The 19,143-nt window shown below is 62.5% G+C and carries 15 protein-coding genes and 1 pseudogene; 8 read left to right on the top strand and 8 right to left on the bottom strand.

Going from position 1 to position 19,143, the window contains the following annotated elements; all coding sequences use genetic code 11:
- Positions 1-74: 74 nt before the first annotated feature.
- Positions 75-620, bottom strand: a complete 546-nt coding sequence (gene def / locus VCB98_RS10225; protein WP_346052292.1) for a peptide deformylase — start codon at positions 618-620, stop codon at positions 75-77.
- Between the two features lie 192 nt (positions 621-812).
- On the opposite strand from def, the gene VCB98_RS10220 reads away from it, so the two are divergent.
- Genes VCB98_RS10220 through hemF form a run of 6 tightly spaced genes read left to right on the top strand, consistent with a single transcriptional unit; the run spans position 813 to position 7,668 of the window.
- Positions 813-2,024, top strand: coding sequence for a LysM peptidoglycan-binding domain-containing protein (locus tag VCB98_RS10220; protein ID WP_346052290.1), 1,212 nt, complete (start codon positions 813-815; stop codon positions 2,022-2,024).
- A gap of 26 nt (positions 2,025-2,050) precedes the next feature.
- Positions 2,051-3,190, top strand: coding sequence for a DNA-processing protein DprA (dprA, locus tag VCB98_RS10215; RefSeq protein WP_346052288.1), 1,140 nt, complete (start codon positions 2,051-2,053; stop codon positions 3,188-3,190).
- Positions 3,191-3,198: 8 nt separating this feature from the next.
- The gene (locus VCB98_RS10210; RefSeq protein WP_346052287.1) at positions 3,199-3,684 is read left to right on the top strand and encodes a Smg family protein; all 486 of its coding nucleotides are present in this window, start codon (positions 3,199-3,201) and stop codon (positions 3,682-3,684) included.
- A gap of 10 nt (positions 3,685-3,694) precedes the next feature.
- Complete coding sequence (locus tag VCB98_RS10205) at positions 3,695-6,139, top strand: DNA topoisomerase I (protein WP_346052285.1); 2,445 nt, start codon at positions 3,695-3,697, stop codon at positions 6,137-6,139.
- A 27-nt stretch (positions 6,140-6,166) separates the two neighbouring features.
- Positions 6,167-6,760, top strand: coding sequence for an L-threonylcarbamoyladenylate synthase type 1 TsaC (gene tsaC / locus VCB98_RS10200; protein WP_406672814.1), 594 nt, complete (start codon positions 6,167-6,169; stop codon positions 6,758-6,760).
- On the top strand, positions 6,757-7,668 hold the full coding sequence (gene hemF, locus VCB98_RS10195) for an oxygen-dependent coproporphyrinogen oxidase (protein WP_346052281.1): 912 nt from the start codon (positions 6,757-6,759) through the stop codon (positions 7,666-7,668). Before tsaC ends, hemF begins: the two co-directional genes overlap by 4 nt.
- Positions 7,669-7,968: 300 nt before the next feature.
- On the opposite strand, the gene VCB98_RS10190 is transcribed toward hemF, so the two are convergent.
- Positions 7,969-9,693 (bottom strand): serine hydrolase domain-containing protein, encoded by a 1,725-nt coding sequence (locus tag VCB98_RS10190; protein ID WP_346052279.1) that lies wholly within the window; start codon positions 9,691-9,693, stop codon positions 7,969-7,971.
- A 496-nt stretch (positions 9,694-10,189) separates the two neighbouring features.
- Here VCB98_RS10190 and VCB98_RS10185 point away from each other — a divergent pair, with 496 nt between their 5' ends.
- Complete coding sequence (locus VCB98_RS10185; protein ID WP_346052277.1) at positions 10,190-10,867, top strand: alpha/beta hydrolase; 678 nt, start codon at positions 10,190-10,192, stop codon at positions 10,865-10,867.
- Complete coding sequence (locus VCB98_RS10180) at positions 10,867-11,631, top strand: SDR family NAD(P)-dependent oxidoreductase (protein ID WP_346052275.1); 765 nt, start codon at positions 10,867-10,869, stop codon at positions 11,629-11,631. The genes VCB98_RS10185 and VCB98_RS10180 overlap by 1 nt, the downstream gene beginning before the upstream one ends.
- 109 nt (positions 11,632-11,740) lie before the next feature.
- Here VCB98_RS10180 and VCB98_RS10175 read toward each other — a convergent pair whose 3' ends face one another.
- From VCB98_RS10175 to VCB98_RS10155, 6 genes and pseudogenes are all read right to left on the bottom strand, one after another.
- Positions 11,741-12,742 (bottom strand): BsuPI-related putative proteinase inhibitor, encoded by a 1,002-nt coding sequence (locus VCB98_RS10175; protein WP_346052273.1) that lies wholly within the window; start codon positions 12,740-12,742, stop codon positions 11,741-11,743.
- 478 nt (positions 12,743-13,220) lie between these two features.
- The gene (locus tag VCB98_RS10170) at positions 13,221-15,962 is read right to left on the bottom strand and encodes a LamG-like jellyroll fold domain-containing protein (protein WP_374729211.1); all 2,742 of its coding nucleotides are present in this window, start codon (positions 15,960-15,962) and stop codon (positions 13,221-13,223) included.
- Positions 15,963-16,226: 264 nt separating this feature from the next.
- Positions 16,227-17,204, bottom strand: a pseudogene (locus tag VCB98_RS13960) (DUF2341 domain-containing protein); the annotation flags it as partial.
- Positions 17,205-17,394: 190 nt separating this feature from the next.
- Positions 17,395-17,835 carry a hypothetical protein gene (locus VCB98_RS10165; protein ID WP_346052269.1) on the bottom strand — a complete coding sequence of 147 codons (441 nt, stop codon included), beginning with the start codon at positions 17,833-17,835 and terminating at the stop codon, positions 17,395-17,397.
- Between the two features lie 56 nt (positions 17,836-17,891).
- Positions 17,892-18,707: a PulJ/GspJ family protein gene (locus tag VCB98_RS10160; protein ID WP_346052267.1), complete on the bottom strand. Its 816-nt coding sequence runs from the start codon at positions 18,705-18,707 to the stop codon at positions 17,892-17,894.
- Position 18,708: 1 nt separating this feature from the next.
- Positions 18,709-19,143, bottom strand: a 435-nt coding sequence (locus VCB98_RS10155; protein WP_346052265.1) for a prepilin-type N-terminal cleavage/methylation domain-containing protein, incomplete at its 5' end; no start/stop codon positions are given.

The raw sequence follows: 19,143 nt of genomic DNA, 5'->3' as shown, positions 1-19,143 counted from the left end.
GGCTGAACGGGCCGCCGGCAGGGCCGGCGATCCCGATTGGCAGTGCGGGACGCGCGCCGCGAGGGGCGCGCGCCTCAGATAACCGGCTGGCTGGGCTTTTCCGGCTCGAGGCGACCGGCCTCGATGGCGCGGCGCTCCTTCTCCAGGCGCTTGCGCACCATGCGGCGCTTGAGCTCGGAGAGATAATCCACGAACAGCTTGCCGTTGAGGTGGTCAATCTCATGCTGGATGCAGACCGCCAGCAGGCCGTCGGTTTCCAGCTCGAAGGGCTCACCATCACGACCCAGGGCACGGACCTTGATCCACTCGGCGCGCTTGACCTCGGCGAAGATGCCGGGGACCGACAGACAGCCCTCCTCCATGATCTCCTCGCCGCGCTGCTCGATGATCTCCGGGTTGATGAAGACACGCGGCTCCGAACGGTCCTCGGAGACGTCGATGACCAACAACCGCTTCTGGACATTGACCTGGGTAGCGGCCAGACCGATGCCCGGGGCGTCGTACATGGTTTCCAGCATGTCGTCGGCGAGTTGGCGGATTTCGTCGTCCACCTTGTCCACCGGCTTGGCCTTCTTGCGCAGGCGCTGGTCCGGAAAACGCAGGATTGTCATCTTGGCCATGCTTGCTCCCGCTGCCCCATATCGGGCAGAAATCGTGCAATTCCAGTGAGATTGCTGCTAAAGTTGCTATTGTACTAGAAAGCCTGTGCGAAAACCGCATTGCAGGCCGTGTCAATAGGACAGACGCCTCTGCAGGGGGTTCCCAACCGTCCGCCCGGCAGACGCGAGCCATCAGAAGGGGAGCCAGACCCGATGTCCAAGGCATTTCAACCCGGCCGCACTTCGTCGGCAGCAATCCGGCCGCCCATCTGGGCCGCCCTCGTCCCCGCCCTGTTCCTGGCCGCCTGCGGCACCACGCCGGAGCCCGAACCGGCCGCCGAGGAACCGGAGGAGCAGGTTGCCGAGACCGCGCAGGAAGAAGAAATCCAGGAGCCGAGGGAGTTCGAGCCGGCCCAGCGGGCACCGCGGGAATACGTGGTGGAACGGGGCGACACCCTCTGGGATATCTCCAACATGTTCCTGCGCGATCCCTGGCTGTGGCCGGAGATCTGGCATATCAACCCGCAGATCCACAATCCTCACCTGATCTACCCCGGTGATGTGATCACCCTTTTCTATGTCGATGACCGCCCGCACATCGAGGTGCGCCGGGACGATGAGATCTACCTCACCACCCTGGACATCGAACGCCTGAGCCCCCGCATCCGCTACGAGGACCTGCCCCGCGCCGTGCCCTATGTGCCGGCCGACGCCATCCGGCCGCTGCTGCGCCGCCCGCAGGTACTCACCGATGACATGATGGACAATGCTCCCTATCTGCTGCGCTCGGCGGACGGCCGCCTGATGACCAGCGCCGGGGACAATATCTATGTCCGCAACTTCAATGACAGCGATGCCACTCGCTACACCATCCTGCGCCCGGGTCAGACCTATCGCGATCCGGACAGTGGCCGCGCCCTGGGCCAGGAGGCCATCTTCGTCGGAGAAGCGGAGTTTGTTCGCGGCGGCGACCCGGCCACCCTGTTCGTGACCCGGGCAGTGCGCGAGGCCCTTGAGGGGGACCGACTCTTCCCCATCGAGGATCGGGTCCTGCACCGGGACTTCTATCCCCGGGCCCCGGAAGCCGAAATCGAAGGCGTGATCATCAGCGGCCTGGAAGAAGGCGACATGATCAGCCAACACGACACGGTCGTGCTCAACCGTGGCACGAATCACGGCCTCGAACCCGGGCATGTGCTGGATGTCTTCCAGCGGGGTGAAACGGTGCGTGACCGTGAGCAAGGCCTGTTCGGTGAGCGGGTCCGCCTGCCGGACGAGCGTATTGGCCTGGTGATGATCTACCGGGTGCATGACGAGGTGAGTTATGCCCTGGTCATGCAGGCCCAACGGGAAATCTCCGAAGGCGACCGCATCCTCAACCCGCGCCATCGCATTCGCACCCGGCAGATGCGGGAACCTCGCTGACGCTTGCGGCAGGGGCTTTGGACACATTGGGGGAATCTTCCAAGCAGACAGCGGCAGAAGATCTGGCGGCCTGGCTGGCGCTGGCGCGGGTCAGCGGGCTGAGCGCCAGTGTCCGCGAGCGTCTGCTGGCCCACTTCGGCAGTGTCCGTGAGTTGATCGAAACCCCGGCCGCTGAGCTGGCCGAGTTCGGCCTGGGCGACAAGGCCCGGGCCCAGCTCAGCGAACCCGACTGGGCGTCGGTGGAAGCCGACCTGCGCTGGCTGGAAGGCGAACACCATCACCTGCTGCGCGAAACCGACCCGGACTGGCCGCCGCTGCTCCGGGAGCTCAGCGACCCGCCGCCCCTGCTCTATTGCCATGGCGACCCCAGCCATCTGCGCGATCCGGCGCTGGCCATGGTGGGCAGCCGCAATCCCACCCGTGGCGGACGAGAGACCGCCGAGGCCTTTGCCGAAACCCTGACCGGCATGGGGCTGGTCATCGTCAGCGGCCTGGCCATGGGCGTGGACACCGCCGCCCACAGCGGCGCCCTGCGGGCCGGCGGGCCCACGGTGGCGGTGACCGGCTGCGGGCCGGATATCGTCTACCCCAAATCCAACGCCCAACTCGCTGACAGGATTGCCGAAAGTGGCTGCGTGGTCACCGAGTTCCCTCCCGGCGTCAAGCCCCAACGTAGCCATTTCCCCCGCAGAAACCGTATAATCGCGGGCCTTTCCCTGGGCACTCTGGTGGTGGAAGCGGCGCTTCGCAGCGGTTCGCTGATCACCGCCCGCCTGGCCGCCGAGCAGGGCCGGGAGGTCTTTGCGGTGCCGGGATCGATTCACAACCCACTGGCGCGCGGCTGTCACCGACTGATCCGTGCCGGGGCCAAGCTGGTGGAATCCACCGACGACATTTTCGAGGAGCTGCGGGGTCTGGGCCTGCTGGAACAGCAGGGCGCGAATTCAACTCAGACAACATCCGCGCCAGCACAAGCCGATCACTCCGAGAGCGATCCCGCCTACCAGACATTGCTGGCGGCGGTGGATTATTCCCCCACGCCGGTGGATGTAATCGTGGAACGCTCTGGATTGACCGCTGCCAGCGTATCCTCCATGCTCCTGATGCTAGAGCTGGAGGGTCGCGTCGAATCCGCCCCGGGTGGCCGCTACACGCGCAGGAGCTGACGACTAGCATGCGAACCAAGGAAAACGTGCTCGATGTCCTCATGTATCTCTTCGAGAATTACATGCATGAAGACATGGAGGAACAGGAGACCGACCAGGAAACCCTGTTTACCGAATTGCAGGAGGCCGGTTTCCCCGCGGGCGAGATTCACAAGGCCTTTCAGTGGCTGGAGGATCTGGCCGCCGACGGCGACAATCTGGACAGCCCGCCCGGCGCCACTCGCGCCACGCGGGTATTCAGCCCGGAAGAGAACAGCCGGATCTCGCCGGAGTGCCGGGGCTTTTTGATCTATGTGGAACAGATCGGCATTCTCGACCCGATCCAGCGGGAACGGGTCATTGATCGCATCATGGCGCTGGAATCAGCGGCCGTGGACCTGGACCAGGTGAAGTGGATTGTGTTGATGCTGCTGTTCAACCAGCCCGGCCAGGAAGAGGAATACGCCCGGATGGAGGACCTGGTCTTCGAAGAGACCCCGGGCCGTTTGCACTAAGAGAGGCGTAATGAGCAAAAACCTGGTCATCGTGGAATCGCCTGCCAAGGCCCGCACCATTGAGAAGTACCTGGGCAAGGACTTCAAGGTGCTGGCGTCCTACGGCCATGTCCGTGACCTGGTCCCCAAGGAAGGCGCGGTCAGCCCGGATCAGGACTTCGCCATGCGCTACGAGGTCATCGAGCGCAACAAGAAGCATGTGGATGCCATCGACAAGGCCCTGAAAAAGGCCGACGCCCTCTATCTGGCCCCTGACCCCGACCGGGAAGGGGAAGCCATCGCCTGGCATCTGCTGGAGCTGCTCAAGGAGCGGGGCTCCCTGGACGGCAAGCAGGTCCATCGGGTGGTCTTTCACGAAATCACCAAGGGCGCGATCAAGAACGCCATCGAGAACCCCCGCAGCATGTCCGGGGAGCTGGTCAACGCCCAGCAGGCCCGCCGCGCCCTGGATTATCTGGTGGGTTTCAATCTCTCGCCGCTGCTGTGGAAGAAGATTCAGCGCGGCCTGTCCGCCGGCCGGGTGCAGTCACCGGCCCTGCGCATGATTGTCGAGCGCGAGCGGGAAATCGAGGCCTTCGAGCCCCAGGAGTACTGGAGCATCGAGGCCGAGGCGGCCAAGGATGCCCAGGCATTTCAGGCCAAGCTCACCCGCTACCGGGGCGAGAAGGTGGAACAGTTCAGCTTCACCAATGGCGATCAGGCCCACGAGGCCGAAGCCCATCTCAAGCAGTCCGCCAATGGTGAACTGCGAGTGGCCAAGGTGGAAAAGAAACAGCGCCGCCGCAATCCGGCGCCGCCCTTCACCACCTCCACCCTGCAGCAGGAAGCCTCGCGCAAGCTGGGCTTCGGCGCCCAGCGCACCATGCGCCTGGCCCAGAGCCTCTACGAGGGCATTGATCTGGGCGAAGGCGCGGTGGGTCTGATCACCTACATGCGGACCGACTCCGTGGCCCTGGCCACCGAAGCGGTGAACGAGATCCGCTCGGTCATCGACGAGCGCTACGGCAGCAACAATGTGCCGGATGCGCCGCGCAGCTATCGAACCAAGTCCAAGAATGCCCAGGAGGCCCACGAGGCCATCCGCCCCACCTCCGCCGCCCGTCATCCCGATGCCCTCAAGGGCCGTCTGGACCACGACCAGTTGCGACTTTACGAACTGATATGGAAGCGCACCGTGGCCTGTCAGATGGTGCCGGCCCTGTTCAATACCGTGGGCGTGGACCTGGCCTGTGGCGAGGGCAATCAGTTTCGCGCCACTGGCTCGCAACTGGTGGAGCCGGGCTTCATCGCCGTCTATCAGGAAGGCCGAGACGACGCCAAGGGCGATGACGACGCCGACAAAGTGCTGCCGCCCCTGGAAGAAGGGGAAATGGTCGCCCTCAAGCAGCTCATTACCGATCAGCATTTCACCGAGCCGCCGCCGCGCTTCACCGAAGCGAGTCTGGTCAAGGCGCTGGAAGAGTACGGCATCGGTCGCCCCTCCACCTACGCCTCCATCATCTCCACCCTGCAGAACCGGGAATACGTGGAGATGGACCGCAAGCGCTTCCAGCCCACCGATGTGGGTCGGGTGGTGAATGATTTCCTCACCAAGCATTTCACCCGCTATGTGGACTATGACTTCACTGCCCGCCTGGAAGACGAGCTGGATGCCGTCTCCCGGGGCGAGAAGGACTGGGTTCCGCTGATGCGGGAGTTCTGGACGCCGTTCCGGGAACGGGTGGAAGACAAGGAAAAGACGGTGACCCGGGAAGAGGCGGTTCAGGCCCGTGAGCTTGGCACCGACCCCAAGAGCGGGCGGCCGGTCACGGTCCGCTTCGGCCGCTTCGGACCCTTCGTGCAGATCGGCACCAAGGACGATGAGGAAAAGCCCAAGTTTGCCGGCCTGCGTCCGGGCCAGAAGATGGACGAGATCGAGCTGGACGAGGCCCTGGCCCTGTTCAATCTGCCCCGGGACCTGGGCGAGACCCCGGACGGGGAGCCGGTCCAGGCCAATATCGGGCCCTATGGCCCCTATGTGAAGTTCGGCCGCAAGTTCGCTTCCCTGGGCGAGGACGACGATGTCTACACCATCGAGCTGCCCCGCGCGCTGGAGATCATCGAGGAAAAGAAGAAGGCCGACGCCAACCGCATCATTCAGGATTTCCCCGACGAGGGGATTCGGGTGCTCAATGGTCGCTTCGGGCCCTATATGACGGACGGCAACAAGAATGTCAGCGTGCCCAAGGACCGGGACCCCAAGGATCTGACCCTGCCGGAAATCCGGGAGATGATTGCCAACGCGCCGGAACGCAAGGGCCGCTTCGGCCGCCGCAAGAAGGCCGGCAAGAAGAGCGCGGCCAAGAAGGCAAGCAAGAAGGCCGCGAAGAAGAAGACCGGCAAGAAAAAGGCGGCAAAGAAAAAAGCCGCCAAGAAGAAAAAGAAGGCCGGCAAGAAGAAGTCCGCCGCCTCCTGACCCCCGGCCATGTCTTCCAAGCACGTCATGCCACCGGCCGACCGGACCCTGGCCGACCACCCAGGACTTGACGAGGCCGTCGAGCAGCTGCGGGCGGGCGGGGTCATCGCCTATCCCACCGAAGGCGTCTTCGGGGTGGGCTGCGACGCCCTGGATGAGGGCGCCGTGCTGCGGGTGCTGTCGCTGAAACAGCGGGAACGCCGCAAGGGCCTGATCGTGATCGGCTATTCCCTGCCCCAACTGGAGTCCCTGATCCGACCCCTGAGCCGTGAGCAGCGTCAGGCCCTGGAGGAAAGCTGGCCGGGGGCGGTGACCTGGATCGTGCCGGCCGCCGAGGACTGCCCCGAGTGGCTCACCGGGGGCCGCAGCAGCCTGGCGGTTCGGGTGCCGGATCATGATCTGGCCCGGGAGCTCTGCCGCCGCTTTCGTGGCCCCCTGGTGTCCACCAGCGCCAACCTGAGCGGAGACGTTGCCTGCCGAACTGCCGCCGCCGTGCGCCAGGCCTTCCCAAGCGGCCTGGATGCCATTCTGGATGCACCGGTGGGCGACTACAGCGGGCCCAGCGAAATCCGTGATCTTGCCAGCGGTCGGATACTGAGAGCCGGAGCCGAGAAACCATGAGCGAGGGCGTGGACAAGCAGGCGGTGAAGGATTACCTCACCGACCTCCATGACCGGATCACCGAGCGCCTTGAAATGCTGGACGGCGGCACCCGCTTCCGTCGCGATACCTGGGAACGGGAACAAGGGGGCGGCGGCGACAGCCGGGTGCTGAGCGATGGCGCCCTGTTCGAGCGGGGCGGGGTCAATTTCAGCCATGTGATGGGCGATGCCCTGCCCGCCACCGCCTCGGCCCGTCGGCCGGAACTCGCCGGGCGCAGCTTCGAGGCCATGGGGGTCTCGCTGGTCATGCACCCCCATAATCCCTATGTCCCCACCAGTCACATGAACGTGCGCTTCTTCGTGGCGGAAAAAGCCGGCGAGGCCCCGGTGTGGTGGTTTGGCGGGGGCTTCGACCTCACCCCCTACTATGGCTTCGACGAGGACTGCCGCCACTGGCATGAAACCGCCCGCCAGGCCTGCGTCCATTTCGGCCCCGAGGTCTATGCCGACTACAAGCGCTGGTGTGACGAGTATTTCTTCCTCAAGCACCGCAATGAACCGCGCGGGATCGGCGGGCTGTTCTTCGATGACGTCAATCACTGGGACTTCCCCACCAGCTTCGCCTTCATGCGCTCGGTGGGCGACCACTACCTGCCTGCCTACGAGCCCATCGTCCAGCGCCGCCGCGACCACGACTACGGCGAACGCGAACGGGAGTTTCAACTCTACCGGCGCGGGCGCTACGTGGAATTCAACCTGGTCTATGACCGCGGCACCCTTTTCGGCCTGCAATCCGGCGGGCGCACCGAATCCATCCTCATGTCCCTGCCCCCCAGGGTCCGCTGGGAGTACGACTACCACCCCGAACCCGGCAGCCCCGAAGCCGAGCTTTACGAACGCTACCTGGTTGCCCGCGACTGGGTTTGAGGGATGGGCCTTCGGATGAGGGGGCCTGGTAATTCAAAGGCGGGCCTCGCGCAAAGGCGCTAAGACGCTAAGGAAAACCTTTTTGTTGTGGGTGGGGGTAATCTGCCGCAGGAGCGGCTTTAGCCGCGATTGGGGCTGCGGTGTGGCTGCTATCGCGGATGAATCCGCTCCTACGGGAAACGCCCCCAACAAAGCCAATGCCTTTCCTTTGCGTCTTAGCGCCTTTGCGCGAGGCCGCCCTTAAATTTCTCCGCAGCCTCGGCGCCCTCCGCCCGAGGCATGCCCTTGAACCAAGCCACCTCAGTCCCGTGCCACCTCACCCACTGTAAAACGCAGGCTGAAGTCATCCAGCGGTCTGCCGGCCAGGTCGGTGGCGAGGCCGTCATGGCGCAGGCGGAGGCGGAAGTGACCGGTCTCGCCCTGGAGGTCGCGAGGCAAGATCAGGCGGAAGCTGTGGGCATGCTGATCCAGGGGCTCCAGCCTGATGGCCTGCTGATCCAGCTTCATGGCTTCCACGCGGCCATCGGGGTGGATCCGTTCGAGCTGGATCTGCCCGGCATGCAAACGGCTGGCATCCAGGGAGGAGCTGGCCGAGAGCTGAATCCGGTCGGGGAAATGCTCCAGCCGGGTCCCGTTCAGGGGCCAGCTGGCTTGGAGTTGCGGGGCGGTGTTGGCAGCCTCAGGCGACGGCACCCGCCGGGCACGCAATTGGCGTGCGGTGTCGAGAAAGGCCTCGCGGGCAGCAACACGGGCCATGCCGGCCTCTGACAGGGGCGCGGCCGTCGGCTCTTCCAGCTCCTCCTCCGGGTCCAGCAGGATGGCGGCCAACTCGCTCACTTCATCGCCAATGCCCTCGGCAGCATCGATGCCAAAGGTATCGGCCAGTACCACCACGCCCCGGTCGCCCTGGCGTTCGAAGATCAGAAAACTGGTGAAGCCACCCACCACGCCATCGTGGAAAACCAGCGTCTCGCCATCCTCGTACCAGCTGTCGGCAAGGTTCCAGAGCGATCCGACCCGGAAGTTTCCGAAATCCACCAGAGACTGCTGTGCTTCCCACAGGGCGGCCAGATCCGGATCATCGGCGGCGCCAAGGTTGGTGTCGATAAAGGCGAGCATGTCGGACACCGAGGCGCGGACACCCCCCAGGCCGGCGACATTCTCGTGGAATTGCCAGGGCACGGTGGGATTGCCGTCATCGGTATGGCCCTGGATGAGATCACCGCTCAGGCTTGCGCTGCTCATGCCGGCGGGGCCGAAGATGACCTGATCCAGGAGATCGCCGAAATCGGTGTCCGACCGGTCGGTGGCGGCGACGGTCAGGAGCATGGTGGCGTAGTTGGAGTAACCGTATTCGCCCACCGGATTCTCAAGGATGTTGTCCTCATCGCTCAGGGTATCGATCAACGCTTCCGGGCTGATGTCCTTGTAGGGGTCGTCCCAATCGTTGACCGGCAGGGGTGGGACGGGAAAGCGGGCCAGGCCCGAGGTGTGCGTCAGGACATGGGCCAGATTGATTGCCACGCCCTGATTGTCGGGCATCTGGGCATCCGGACGCAGCCAGTCTTCCACCAGAGTGTCCACGGGCTGGTCCTGCTGGGCCATCACGGCCTGGGTGACAATGCCCAGCATGGGCTTGGTGATGGAACCAATCTGAAAGCGGGAATTCGCATCAACGGCCTGCCCGGTGGCCTCGTTGGTGCAGGCGGTACCGATCTCGATCGCTTCCGGCGTCACCACGCCCACGGCAAAACAGGGGTCGGCGGCATGCTGGCTGAACTTCTCCTGCAGGTAGGCCTGGATCAGGGCGTCGAAGCCCTCGGGGTCGTCGTCATCCCCGTCATCCCCATTGCCATCATCGCCATCTCCATTATCTTCGCCGTTACCGTTGTCGGCGCCATTGCCGCTGTCATCATCGCCATTGCTGCCACTGTCCAGACAAGCAGTGACGCCCCCCAGGGCCAGCGACGCCAACAGCAACAGAATCCAAAGTCCCTTCACCCATCCCCGCTCTCGCCACCACATGGCCGACTCCTCCCTCGGTTTTCATCCAAAATAAGCGTCTAAGACACCCCCGAGCCGTGCCACCCCTTGAACGGGGCACCCTTAGTAGTTGCTCGCGCCAAGGGCGCGCAGAAAAGTCAAAGGCGATCTCGCGCAGAAGCGCGGAGGCGCAGAGAAAAGATGGGTTATGTTGTGGGGGGGGGTATTCTTGCCCTGACACTTCGAGAGGAATAGTGACCAGTCGGATAGGGATGAATGTGCCATCCCGTCGTAGGAGCGGCTTTAGCCGCGATAGGGGGCAGATCGAAGCCACGATCGCGGATAAATCCGCTCCTACGGCAGATACCCCCCACCGCCAACAACTAAAAAGGTTTTCCTCTGCGCCTCCGCGCGAGAAATGTTTTTCCTTCGCGCCCTTGGCGCGCTCTGCGCGAGGCCAGGTTTTTGAGGCTTCCCCCACCCCCGCCTCATTCGGGCATTTGTTAAACTGCCCGCGCACTCGACACAGGAAACCGCGATGAACCAGCAGAGCATTGATTGCCTGGAGATGAGCACCGGCGAGGAGCCGGTGGGCAGTGTGATCTGGCTGCACGGCCTGGGCGCCGACGGCCATGACTTTGAACCCATGGTGCCCCAGTTGAATCTGGAGCGGGTGCTGCCCCTGCGCTTCATCTTCCCCCATGCGCCGGTGCGGCCGGTGACCCTGAACGGGGGCATGGCCATGCGGGCTTGGTATGACATTGTCAGCCTGGAACGCAACTCGCCCCAGGATTTGCAAGGCATCGAGCAATCGGCCGAGACGGTCAATCACCTCATTCGCCACGAGATCGACCGGGGCATCCCGGCGGAGAAGATCGTCATCGCCGGCTTCTCCCAGGGCGGGGCGGTGGCGCTGTTGGCGGCCCTGCGTTATCCGGAGCGCCTCGGCGGTCTGATCGCCCTGTCCACCTATCTGCCCCGGGCCGAGAAGCTGGAAGAGGAAGCCAGCGGGGCCAATCGGGATCTGCCCATCTTCATGGCCCACGGTGCCCAGGACCCGGTGGTCCAGCCAACCCTGGGTGAGGCCTCCTTCCGCCACCTGGAGCGCATGGGCTATCCCATCAAGTGGCGCACCTATCCCATGCCCCACGCGGTCTGCCCGCAAGAGATCGACCACATCCGGGCCTGGCTGCTCAACCTTTACGGCAAGAGCTGATGGCCGGGCGCTTCGCCGGGCAAGCGGTTCTGATCACCGGTGGCAACCGGGGTATTGGCCTGGCCTGCGCCCGTCGCTTTGCCAATGAGGGAGCGCGGGTGGGTCTGCACTTCGCCCATGACGAGACCACCGCCCGGGCCGCCCTGGATAGCCTACCCGGCGAGGGTCATTGCCTGCTCAGGGCGTCACTGGATCAGGTAGAGGCTTGTCGATCATTGGTCACCGAGGCGGAGAATGATCTCGGCCCGGTGGATGTGCTGGTCAACAATGCCGGCATCTTCCGCCATCGGCCCGTGGCGGAGATGGACTTCGAGGACTGGCGGGCGATCTGGGAAGAGACTCTGGCGCTGAACCTGAGCGGCCCCGCCCATCTGAGTGTTCTGTTTGGACAGCGCATGGCCGAGCGCGGCCGTGGCCGGATCATCAACGTCTCTTCTCGCGGCGCCTTTCGCGGCGAACCCGAGGCCCCCGCCTATGGGGCCAGCAAGGCCGGACTCAATGCCCTGACCCAATCGCTGGCCCAGGCCCTGGGCGGGCGCGGCGTCAGCGTCGCGGCGGTGGCACCGGGCTTTGTGGAAACGGATATGACTCGTGAACTGCTGGATGGCCCGGAGGGTGATGGCATTCGCGCCCAGAGCCCCCTGGGGCGGGTGGCCACCCCCGAGGACGTGGCGGCGGCAGTCACCTGGCTGGCCTCGGAAGAGGCCGAGTTTGCCACCGGGACGATTATCGACGTGAATGGGGCTTCGCATTTGAGGCAGTGAGGGGGGCCTCGCGCAGAGAGCGCCAAGGGCGCAAAGCTGGAAGGAAAAGAAAACGCCGCGGCTGATGCCGCGGCGTTTTCTTTTCAGCCACTATTCCAATCACTCAGGATCAGAAGTGGTTCATTTCGCTGTCCAGGTGGACAGGCGCCTCGATGACCACCGGGGCATCACTGTAGATGCTGGCATTGGGAGTGGTCTGTCCCTTGAAGGTCAGGCGCAGGGTATAGGTACCGATGTCGAGATGCTCGGCCACCTGGCTTTCCAGCGCCAGCTCACCACCAAAGGTCAGGGTTTCGTTCGTCTCAATGGTCTTGTAGTTGACAATCTGCGCGAAGAACTTGCCGGTGGACCAGGCACTATGGACTACACCATTGGCATCGATCAGTTCGATCTCGAAGTGCTGCTTGCTGTCAAAGCGCAGCTCAACCGGGGCCTGACCCAGATTGGTTACGCTGAGATAGGCTTCGATCACACCGTCCTGGTTGATCATCACCCGCTGGCTGGGCAGGTTCATGCTGTAGGCCAGTTCGGCGCGAGCGGGGAAGCTGTTGCCGTCGATGACACCATGAGCCAGTTCATAGCTGGGAATGCTGCCACCCATGAAAATACCCCGGGCTTTCCACTTTACCAGGCCAGTGCCCTTAGCAAACCAGGCGGAGTCGATGGCGTTTTCATAGCAATCGCCACTGAAATCCACACGGATCACATCATCAAAGTTGCCGGCAGCAGTCTGGAGGCTTTCACCACGGGCAGCGATGGTGGCGGTGTGGTTGCACGGACCCAGCGGCGTGGCGAAGCTGGCGCCTTCCGGGGCAGAGAAATCCACCACCGACTCGCCATAACCACTGTCCGCATTGAAGACATAAAGAATGTCATTGCCTTCACTGGTCCAGACCCACTTCTGGCCCAGACCGATAAAGTCGCTCACGAGCTTCCAGTGCTCGCCGCTGCTGTTCTGCACGGACATCTGCTTGATGCCCTGGGTTTCCGCACCGAAAGTGACCTTGTCATAGTGGAACTCGTCACCGGCCTCGATGGGGAAGTAATCATTGGCTTGGGCATTGATGGAAAACAGCAGGCTGGATGCGATAAAGATATGTTTGAACTTCACGATTGAACTCCCTCCGAAGATTTTAGGCAATAGGCTCCCGCTTGACCTTCTGGCCAAGAAAAAATGAGCACTATTGATCCCCCGACTAGATTGCGGTTCCTGAGCCGAAGAGCCGTCAATCAAACGCACAGCGTTGCGGCGAACAGCTTCATCTCACTGTCCGGCTTGGCATCAGCCAGTAGCATGATTGAAGACGAAGGCACCCACGAACGTGTGGCATGAATCGGCGTTCACGCTCCCCTCAGGAGGGTGCCCCTCGGCCAGGAGGGCGCAATATTAGGCAGGCAGGAATGCCTTTTCAAGGCTCAACCAAGGCTTTCTTAAAAACTTCATGAAAGCGCTAAAAATGAGCTCATTCTTGTTGTCTCGGGCACAATGAATCGTCACGCTTGCAACATGAAACGGGCATGAATAGCGAGACTGAGGTAAGTCCGCGCGGATGCTTGCGCAAAAATACGGCCTTGATCAGGGCCTGGGGTTACCAGGCCTCTCTGAGATCAATGCGGCGGTTCTCACCGTCAAAGATGCCGAAAGTGATGGTGCCTTCTGGCGTCTCGTCGTGACCATTGTCCTGCCCCGACCAGTCATAGCGCAGCCACTCCGGCATGTCGGTTGGCCGAACCACATGGCTGCCGACTTCGTTGGTGGCGCGGAACCAGGCGTTAAAATCCCCATCTTCCGGTGGCACGCTCCAGTTCTTTCCGGCCTCCCCGCCGCCGGGGCATCCCGCACCACTGTCGTTGTCCGGATCAATAATGCAGGCATCACCGGCACCACTGACTCGGACAACCTCCATGGTGAGGTTCTCGGTACAGCCATCTCCGGTACTCGGCAACCACCCTATGTCCTCGGATTGGTAATACTCGGTTCTGACAATGCCGGCCAGATCCAATCGATCGGAACCATGGGCATTACCCACATTGAGACGACCGTGGCGAATCTGGTCACTGTCTTCAAAGGACAGATCAATTACGAAGGTATTGCTGCCGTCACTGGCCTCATAGGCAATCCCGTCCTCGTCGATAACATCCAAGCGAATCTCGAAGGCGGCCGAGAAGGGCGTGACATCGGGACTGTTATTCCCGATGAATTGATGGCTGAGACTGCCGGTGAATTCAATCAGCACCCGGCCCCGGTCCTCGGGCTGATCCGCGGTGGGATCATCTCCATCCGGGGCATGGCTGGCCACACCATCGTCAACCTCGATGCTGGTCACGAATTCCGTCGGTATGCCCTCATCATGATAAGAGGGGCTGACCGGCTCGAGCCGCCACCAGTCTTCGGTGGCGAATCGAGCGTAATTCTGGGTATGGGTCCCCTGAACATTCACGGGTGTGATCCGGACACTGGGCGCTTCCCCATAAGGGATGTCCTGCCCCAGGTAGCTAAAGGCAGCATTACAAGCCGTCGCAAGCGTGGCGGGCTCAAGCAGTTCAACCTGGAAGCGGTCAGGCGTGAATCGTCCGACAGGCGAGCTGCGACCCGTAACTTCCAGGCCGGCACCTAGATAGTTGCTGACCAGGGCTTCCAGAGTGATGGAACCGACTTCATCGTAGCTGAGCTCATCATCCAGCGTCATGCTGCCGCCACTGAATGCCGTTTCATTCAAGGTACCACCTGTCAGTGTGCCCACGTTACCGGCCTGAGGCGTAAAGGCGCCGGATTCGTTGAGCCGATCAAGACTGCCATTGGCAGCAAAGGCCGGCGTCGGGTTAGTCGCGGTGAGCACGGCACCATCGTCGGGAACGCCGTCGTCATTGCTGTCCGCAGCAGGCTGATACTGGACTGCCATGACCCGGGCACTGAACAGTTCCCCAGCCGCGCCAAATATGGCAGCCGCCGGCGTCGTCCCGCCGGGGTTGCTGGTGCCGTCCATTTCGATTTCGTCGATGGCGAAGCCGAAGGGGCGGGCCGTGCCCTGACTGGATTCCCCGGACACGGGCCGCGGATCGCCTTCTTCGTCAACGACCAGGCCACTGTCCACGTCCAACAAGGCAATACGGTACTGCCCCACATCCTCGGTATCCAAGGTCATTTCCGCGGTGCCCGCATCAAAGCCAAGCTGGATGTTGGGGCCACCGGGTTGGTTGTCAGGAAGACTCTCACCAGCAATTTCAGGCGGCAGGCCACCCGGATCATTGGCGCTGCGTTCAATCCAGGCGCGCAAACCAATGTTGCCGTCGTAGTTGGCGTTCACTCCGCATTCACCGGTATCCGGGTCCTGTCTCAGGGCCGATACCTCCATGGCGTGGGGTCGTCCGGCGACGATTTCCTGGCCAAGGCTGTCAACGAACTGGACTTGGAAGGCATTCTCGCGAAATGCGACCAAATCAGAGGCGCCTGTAGCATCACCATCTACCTCAGCCACGTTGATGACGAGATCATCCGCGCTCTGATTCTCCAGCGCCAGGGTAATACTGCCCTGGTCGGCACTGACAAACTGGTATCCTGCCAGACCATCATTCGCACCGCCGGAGAAACTGCCGTTGGCGTTGACCACACTCCATACACCCCGGTTACTCGAGGTGCTGATGGCAATCTCTTCCTGGTAGTCAGTCAGGGGATTACCGTTGGCATCGACGGCGGTAATGGTGACCTCGGCGGGACCACAAACACTGGCATTGGCGGGTGCATCAATAATGAAGGCGTCGGCATCTTCAAAACAGACGCGGCTTTCCTGGCTCAGAGCTTCAATTTCCCCTGAGTCGAGTGCGCGGCCGAAGAAACGAAATTCATCCATCTGATACTCGGCGGGTGCCGTGCCACTTGAATAGCCACCGAGCTGGAAAGGGGCACCGGCATCCACGAGCCGACTGGGGCCCTGGTTGCCATAGGTACGGGTCTCCACCAATGAGCCATTGGCGTAAATGGAGAGCCGCCTTTCATCCATGTCATGGCGAACGGTGATGTGCACCCACTCATCGCCGTAGGGGTCATTGGCTGCACCCGCGGTGGGTCTCCAGCTCAGTTCACGTTCGCGGGGATTATTCTCGTTGCCCTGCCTGACCATGAACAGCAGGTCACGGTCAAATCCGCGAAAATCGCCCAGCACTTCAAAGCGCCGGGCAAAGAAACCATCGAGATTACCGGATGCCAGGATGCTGGGGTTGACATTGCTCTGATCAGCGAGCGGCATTTTCAGCCAGAACGCCGCAGTAAAAGAGTGGGCATCATTTGTCTCTGCGTCACTGGCGGTGGTGATATTGCCGGACAGGGGCACATCCGCAAAACCACAGGTGCCGGGACTGTCGGGTATGGCCCCATCGGAGCCGGCGGGCCCGAAGTCAATGTCGTTGGCATTACCCGTCCGGTCGTTGCCACTCTGATCACTGATCTGATTGCCTTGCTCCGTCCAGTCTTCGTCAAACCACCAGGAAATCAGCAGATCCTCGTCAAGGGCTTCCGTTTCTTCAGGACCAAACTCATGAAAGCCCTCGGGGGCATTCTGGTTGTTGAACTGGGTCAGCAGCCAATCCTGGGTGCGAGCCGTTGAACTGATACGGAGCTCGTCCACCCCACCTTGGTAGCGAACCTGCCCACTGGGGTTCAGTCGCTCACCCCATCCGGAAAGTACCGGGTCATCACTGAAGGTGTTCAGGACGGTCGTGCCGCAGCCGCTGCGGCTCATGGCGAGCTGACCGTTGATGTAACCCCGCAATTGATTGGCGGCTCGGTCCAATACCAGGGCATAGTGCGCCCATTGGTCCCAAACGGGGGTGCCGTTATGCTCCCAGACTTCACTGCTGCCGCAGGTAACGCCCCAGGTCATCTCGTTATCAACAACGGCAATGCGAAAATGGTAGTTGTTACCCCAGCCAATGCGATCCCCTTTCCAGAGCAAGGGGTTATGGTTGGGAGACGGCTGACTGCTTTCGACAAGACCCCAGACTTCCACGGTGATCTCGTCCTGAATGGCAATCGCGCCCGAATGTGGAAACTCGAGACGGGGCTGATTCGTCGAACCCGAAGCAGGTACTCCCAGGTGACGGCGTCCACCGTCTATCTGAGATTCCGGCACAAACTGCGGGAAATTGTTAGCCCTCCCACCGACAAAGCCGTCCACATTATTGGCTGTCGAGTCGATAAGATCAGCACCCAGACCACCCGACTCCTGTAGATGATGGACCATGGCGTAGTTATTTGCCCAGACGGCTTCCACGTTTTCCATGTCGCCCGCGTTGGGGTTGCCATAGTAGATGTAGAGCTGGGTATCATCGGATGGATCAAGCTCAGCCACATTGACCCAGGCCACCAGACGCCCGGTGGTATCCCAGAATTCAACCTCGTGAGCAAGTACGGTGATGCCATCACCGGCGGTAAAGACCACATCACCCGCTTCAGGCTGGGCCACATTGTTGGCGAGATTGGTTCGGACCTCGGCGGTTTCGTTGCTGGTATTGATGAGAACGGGAAAGTCATTCAGGGCCGCTTCAACCTGGTCGGCGTCCAGGCTGATGGTCATGCGGTACTCCCAGTCCGAGTCGAACCAGTCGGCGAACAGTGCACCTGGCCAGATCAGGCATGCCAAAAGGACCCAGACCTGAAAGCAGGGCGATGAGGTTATTGCTTGTTGCTGTCTCATTTTCATGGGCCGGGACTGACTCCCCTTTCGCGGGCTTTCCCTGCCCTTGGCTACGATTGCACGCTTGTCTCTAGGGCGCGGTGGTGGCTGTTGCCGTCGCCCGCCGGGCCACATGGGCCGCTTCGCCGAGGCTGCCGCGTTCGGCAAAGGCTTCGAGGGCATAGACCTGGAAGGTCTGCCCCCGCTCTGTATGGGTGGTTTCGCTGCAAGTGACGGTCACGGTAAAGCCGTCCAGATTGAGATTGATGGTCGCCGGACAGCTCCCCGATTCAACCGCCTGATAGGCACCGGCCTCCAGGCCGGAGCGGGCGGCATACCAGGCCTGGGTGGCGCCGACGGACTGGACCGGGGTGAACTGCTGCACGCCGCTGATGGTGACCATGTAGATGGCCAGGGCGGCCAGGGCCACCAGCAGGAACAGGGCGGCGACCAGGGCGACGCCCTGTTCGGAGCGACGAGCGGCGAGCAGCGAGCGGCGAGCCGGTATCGACAAGCCGCTGTGTAAGGCCAAATCGCCGTCTCCAAGAAACCCTTGGTGTCCTTGGCGAGCTTTGCGCGAGGCGATCTTCATGGCGCGTTCACCACTTGTGTCTGATGGAGCAATCTTACCCGCTCTTCTTCTTCCTCCAATACCAATCGCATGCTGAGCAGGCCGGCGCGGGTGGAGCCGCCGGGTGCATATTCAAAACCACAGCTATCGATTCGCCCGCTGAGGAGACTGCCACTGACGGAGGAAGGATCATCACCCAGGACATAGCCGGCATGGCGATAGAGGCGGCCATTGCGGCAGACGAAGGCCACCGGGTCTTCGACCAGGTAGAAGCGCTGGCGGGGAGATTCCAGGGGGAACTGATGGGCCTGGCTCAGTTCAATGCGCGGTTCACCAGGGACACTGCTGTCGCTGATGGTCACGCCCCGGTTGGGGGTCATGCTCTGGCCGGCCCAGGCATCGTTGCCGGCCTGGCCGGTGTTGTAGACCGAGAGATAGTAGTCGTAAGAGCCATTGGCCAGCCCCACGGACCCGGTGGCGTTGAAGCTGTCATCGGCCTGGTTGAAACGCAGGCGGTGTTCGGGCTGGGCGGCACCGGGGCCGGGGCCCTCGCGGTAGCGTCCACCGGCCGCGGTGGCCAGGAACTGCACACAGGGCCCCTCAGCGCAGTCGTTGACGCGAATGCTGTTGGGCAGGGCGAGGCGGATTTCGCGATGCATGCGGCGCAGGGCGCGGTCGCCGTCGGCCACCAGGGTGGCGCGGCGGTCCTGGTCCACATAGCCACCGACGGTGCCGGAAATGAGAATACCGCCCACGGCGGCGACAATGCCGGTGATGGCGATGACGATCACCAGCTCGATCAGGGTAAACCCTTGTGCGCGCGCAGGGACCATGTCAGTTCTCCCGCGTCCGCCAGGCGGTGAGGGTGATGTTCACCGTGCCGGCGTTGTCCGAGACCTGCACATCAATTCGCCGTTCATTGCCGCCACCGATGCCGAGGCTGTTGTCATCGGCCACGCTGATACTGACGGTGAGCATGTCCAGCCCGGACAGGGGGTTGCCGAAGACATCCTCGGGCTGGCAATCCAGGCCATCGTAAGCCGCGACATGATCCCAGTCCTCGCGACTGCCGCAATTGCCATCACCGGTACTGCCGCTGAAGGGCCGGCCCATGATCTCGTCCATGTACAGCTCGGCCACGGACAGGGCCTGGGCGCGGATCATGGGGTCGGCACTGGCGCGGATGGTGGTGGTATAGACACCCAGCACCGCGGCGGCGGCAATGCCGATGATGACGATGGTGATCACCAGCTCGACCAGGGTCACCCC

The sequence above is a fragment of the Natronospira elongata genome, assembly GCF_034931365.1.
Classification (GTDB): domain Bacteria; phylum Pseudomonadota; class Gammaproteobacteria; order Natronospirales; family Natronospiraceae; genus Natronospira; species Natronospira elongata.
Note: the sequence above shows the minus strand (reverse complement) of the source record. Positions and strands in the feature narration are given on the sequence as shown.

Bases quoted from the DNA above. Each gene is read 5' to 3' on its own strand.
- VCB98_RS10205 (WP_346052285.1), top strand. From the start codon at position 3,695: ATGAGCAAAAACCTGGTCATCGTGGAATCGCCTGCCAAGGCCCGCACC.
- def (WP_346052292.1), bottom strand. From the start codon at position 620: ATGGCCAAGATGACAATCCTGCGTTTTCCGGACCAGCGCCTGCGCAAG.
- VCB98_RS10180 (WP_346052275.1), top strand. From the start codon at position 10,867: ATGGCCGGGCGCTTCGCCGGGCAAGCGGTTCTGATCACCGGTGGCAAC.
- VCB98_RS10190 (WP_346052279.1), bottom strand. From the start codon at position 9,693: ATGTGGTGGCGAGAGCGGGGATGGGTGAAGGGACTTTGGATTCTGTTG.
- VCB98_RS10220 (WP_346052290.1), top strand. From the start codon at position 813: ATGTCCAAGGCATTTCAACCCGGCCGCACTTCGTCGGCAGCAATCCGG.
- VCB98_RS10210 (WP_346052287.1), top strand. From the start codon at position 3,199: ATGCGAACCAAGGAAAACGTGCTCGATGTCCTCATGTATCTCTTCGAG.
- hemF (WP_346052281.1), top strand. From the start codon at position 6,757: ATGAGCGAGGGCGTGGACAAGCAGGCGGTGAAGGATTACCTCACCGAC.
- tsaC (WP_406672814.1), top strand. From the start codon at position 6,167: ATGCCACCGGCCGACCGGACCCTGGCCGACCACCCAGGACTTGACGAG.
- VCB98_RS10160 (WP_346052267.1), bottom strand. From the start codon at position 18,707: ATGGTCCCTGCGCGCGCACAAGGGTTTACCCTGATCGAGCTGGTGATC.
- VCB98_RS10185 (WP_346052277.1), top strand. From the start codon at position 10,190: ATGAACCAGCAGAGCATTGATTGCCTGGAGATGAGCACCGGCGAGGAG.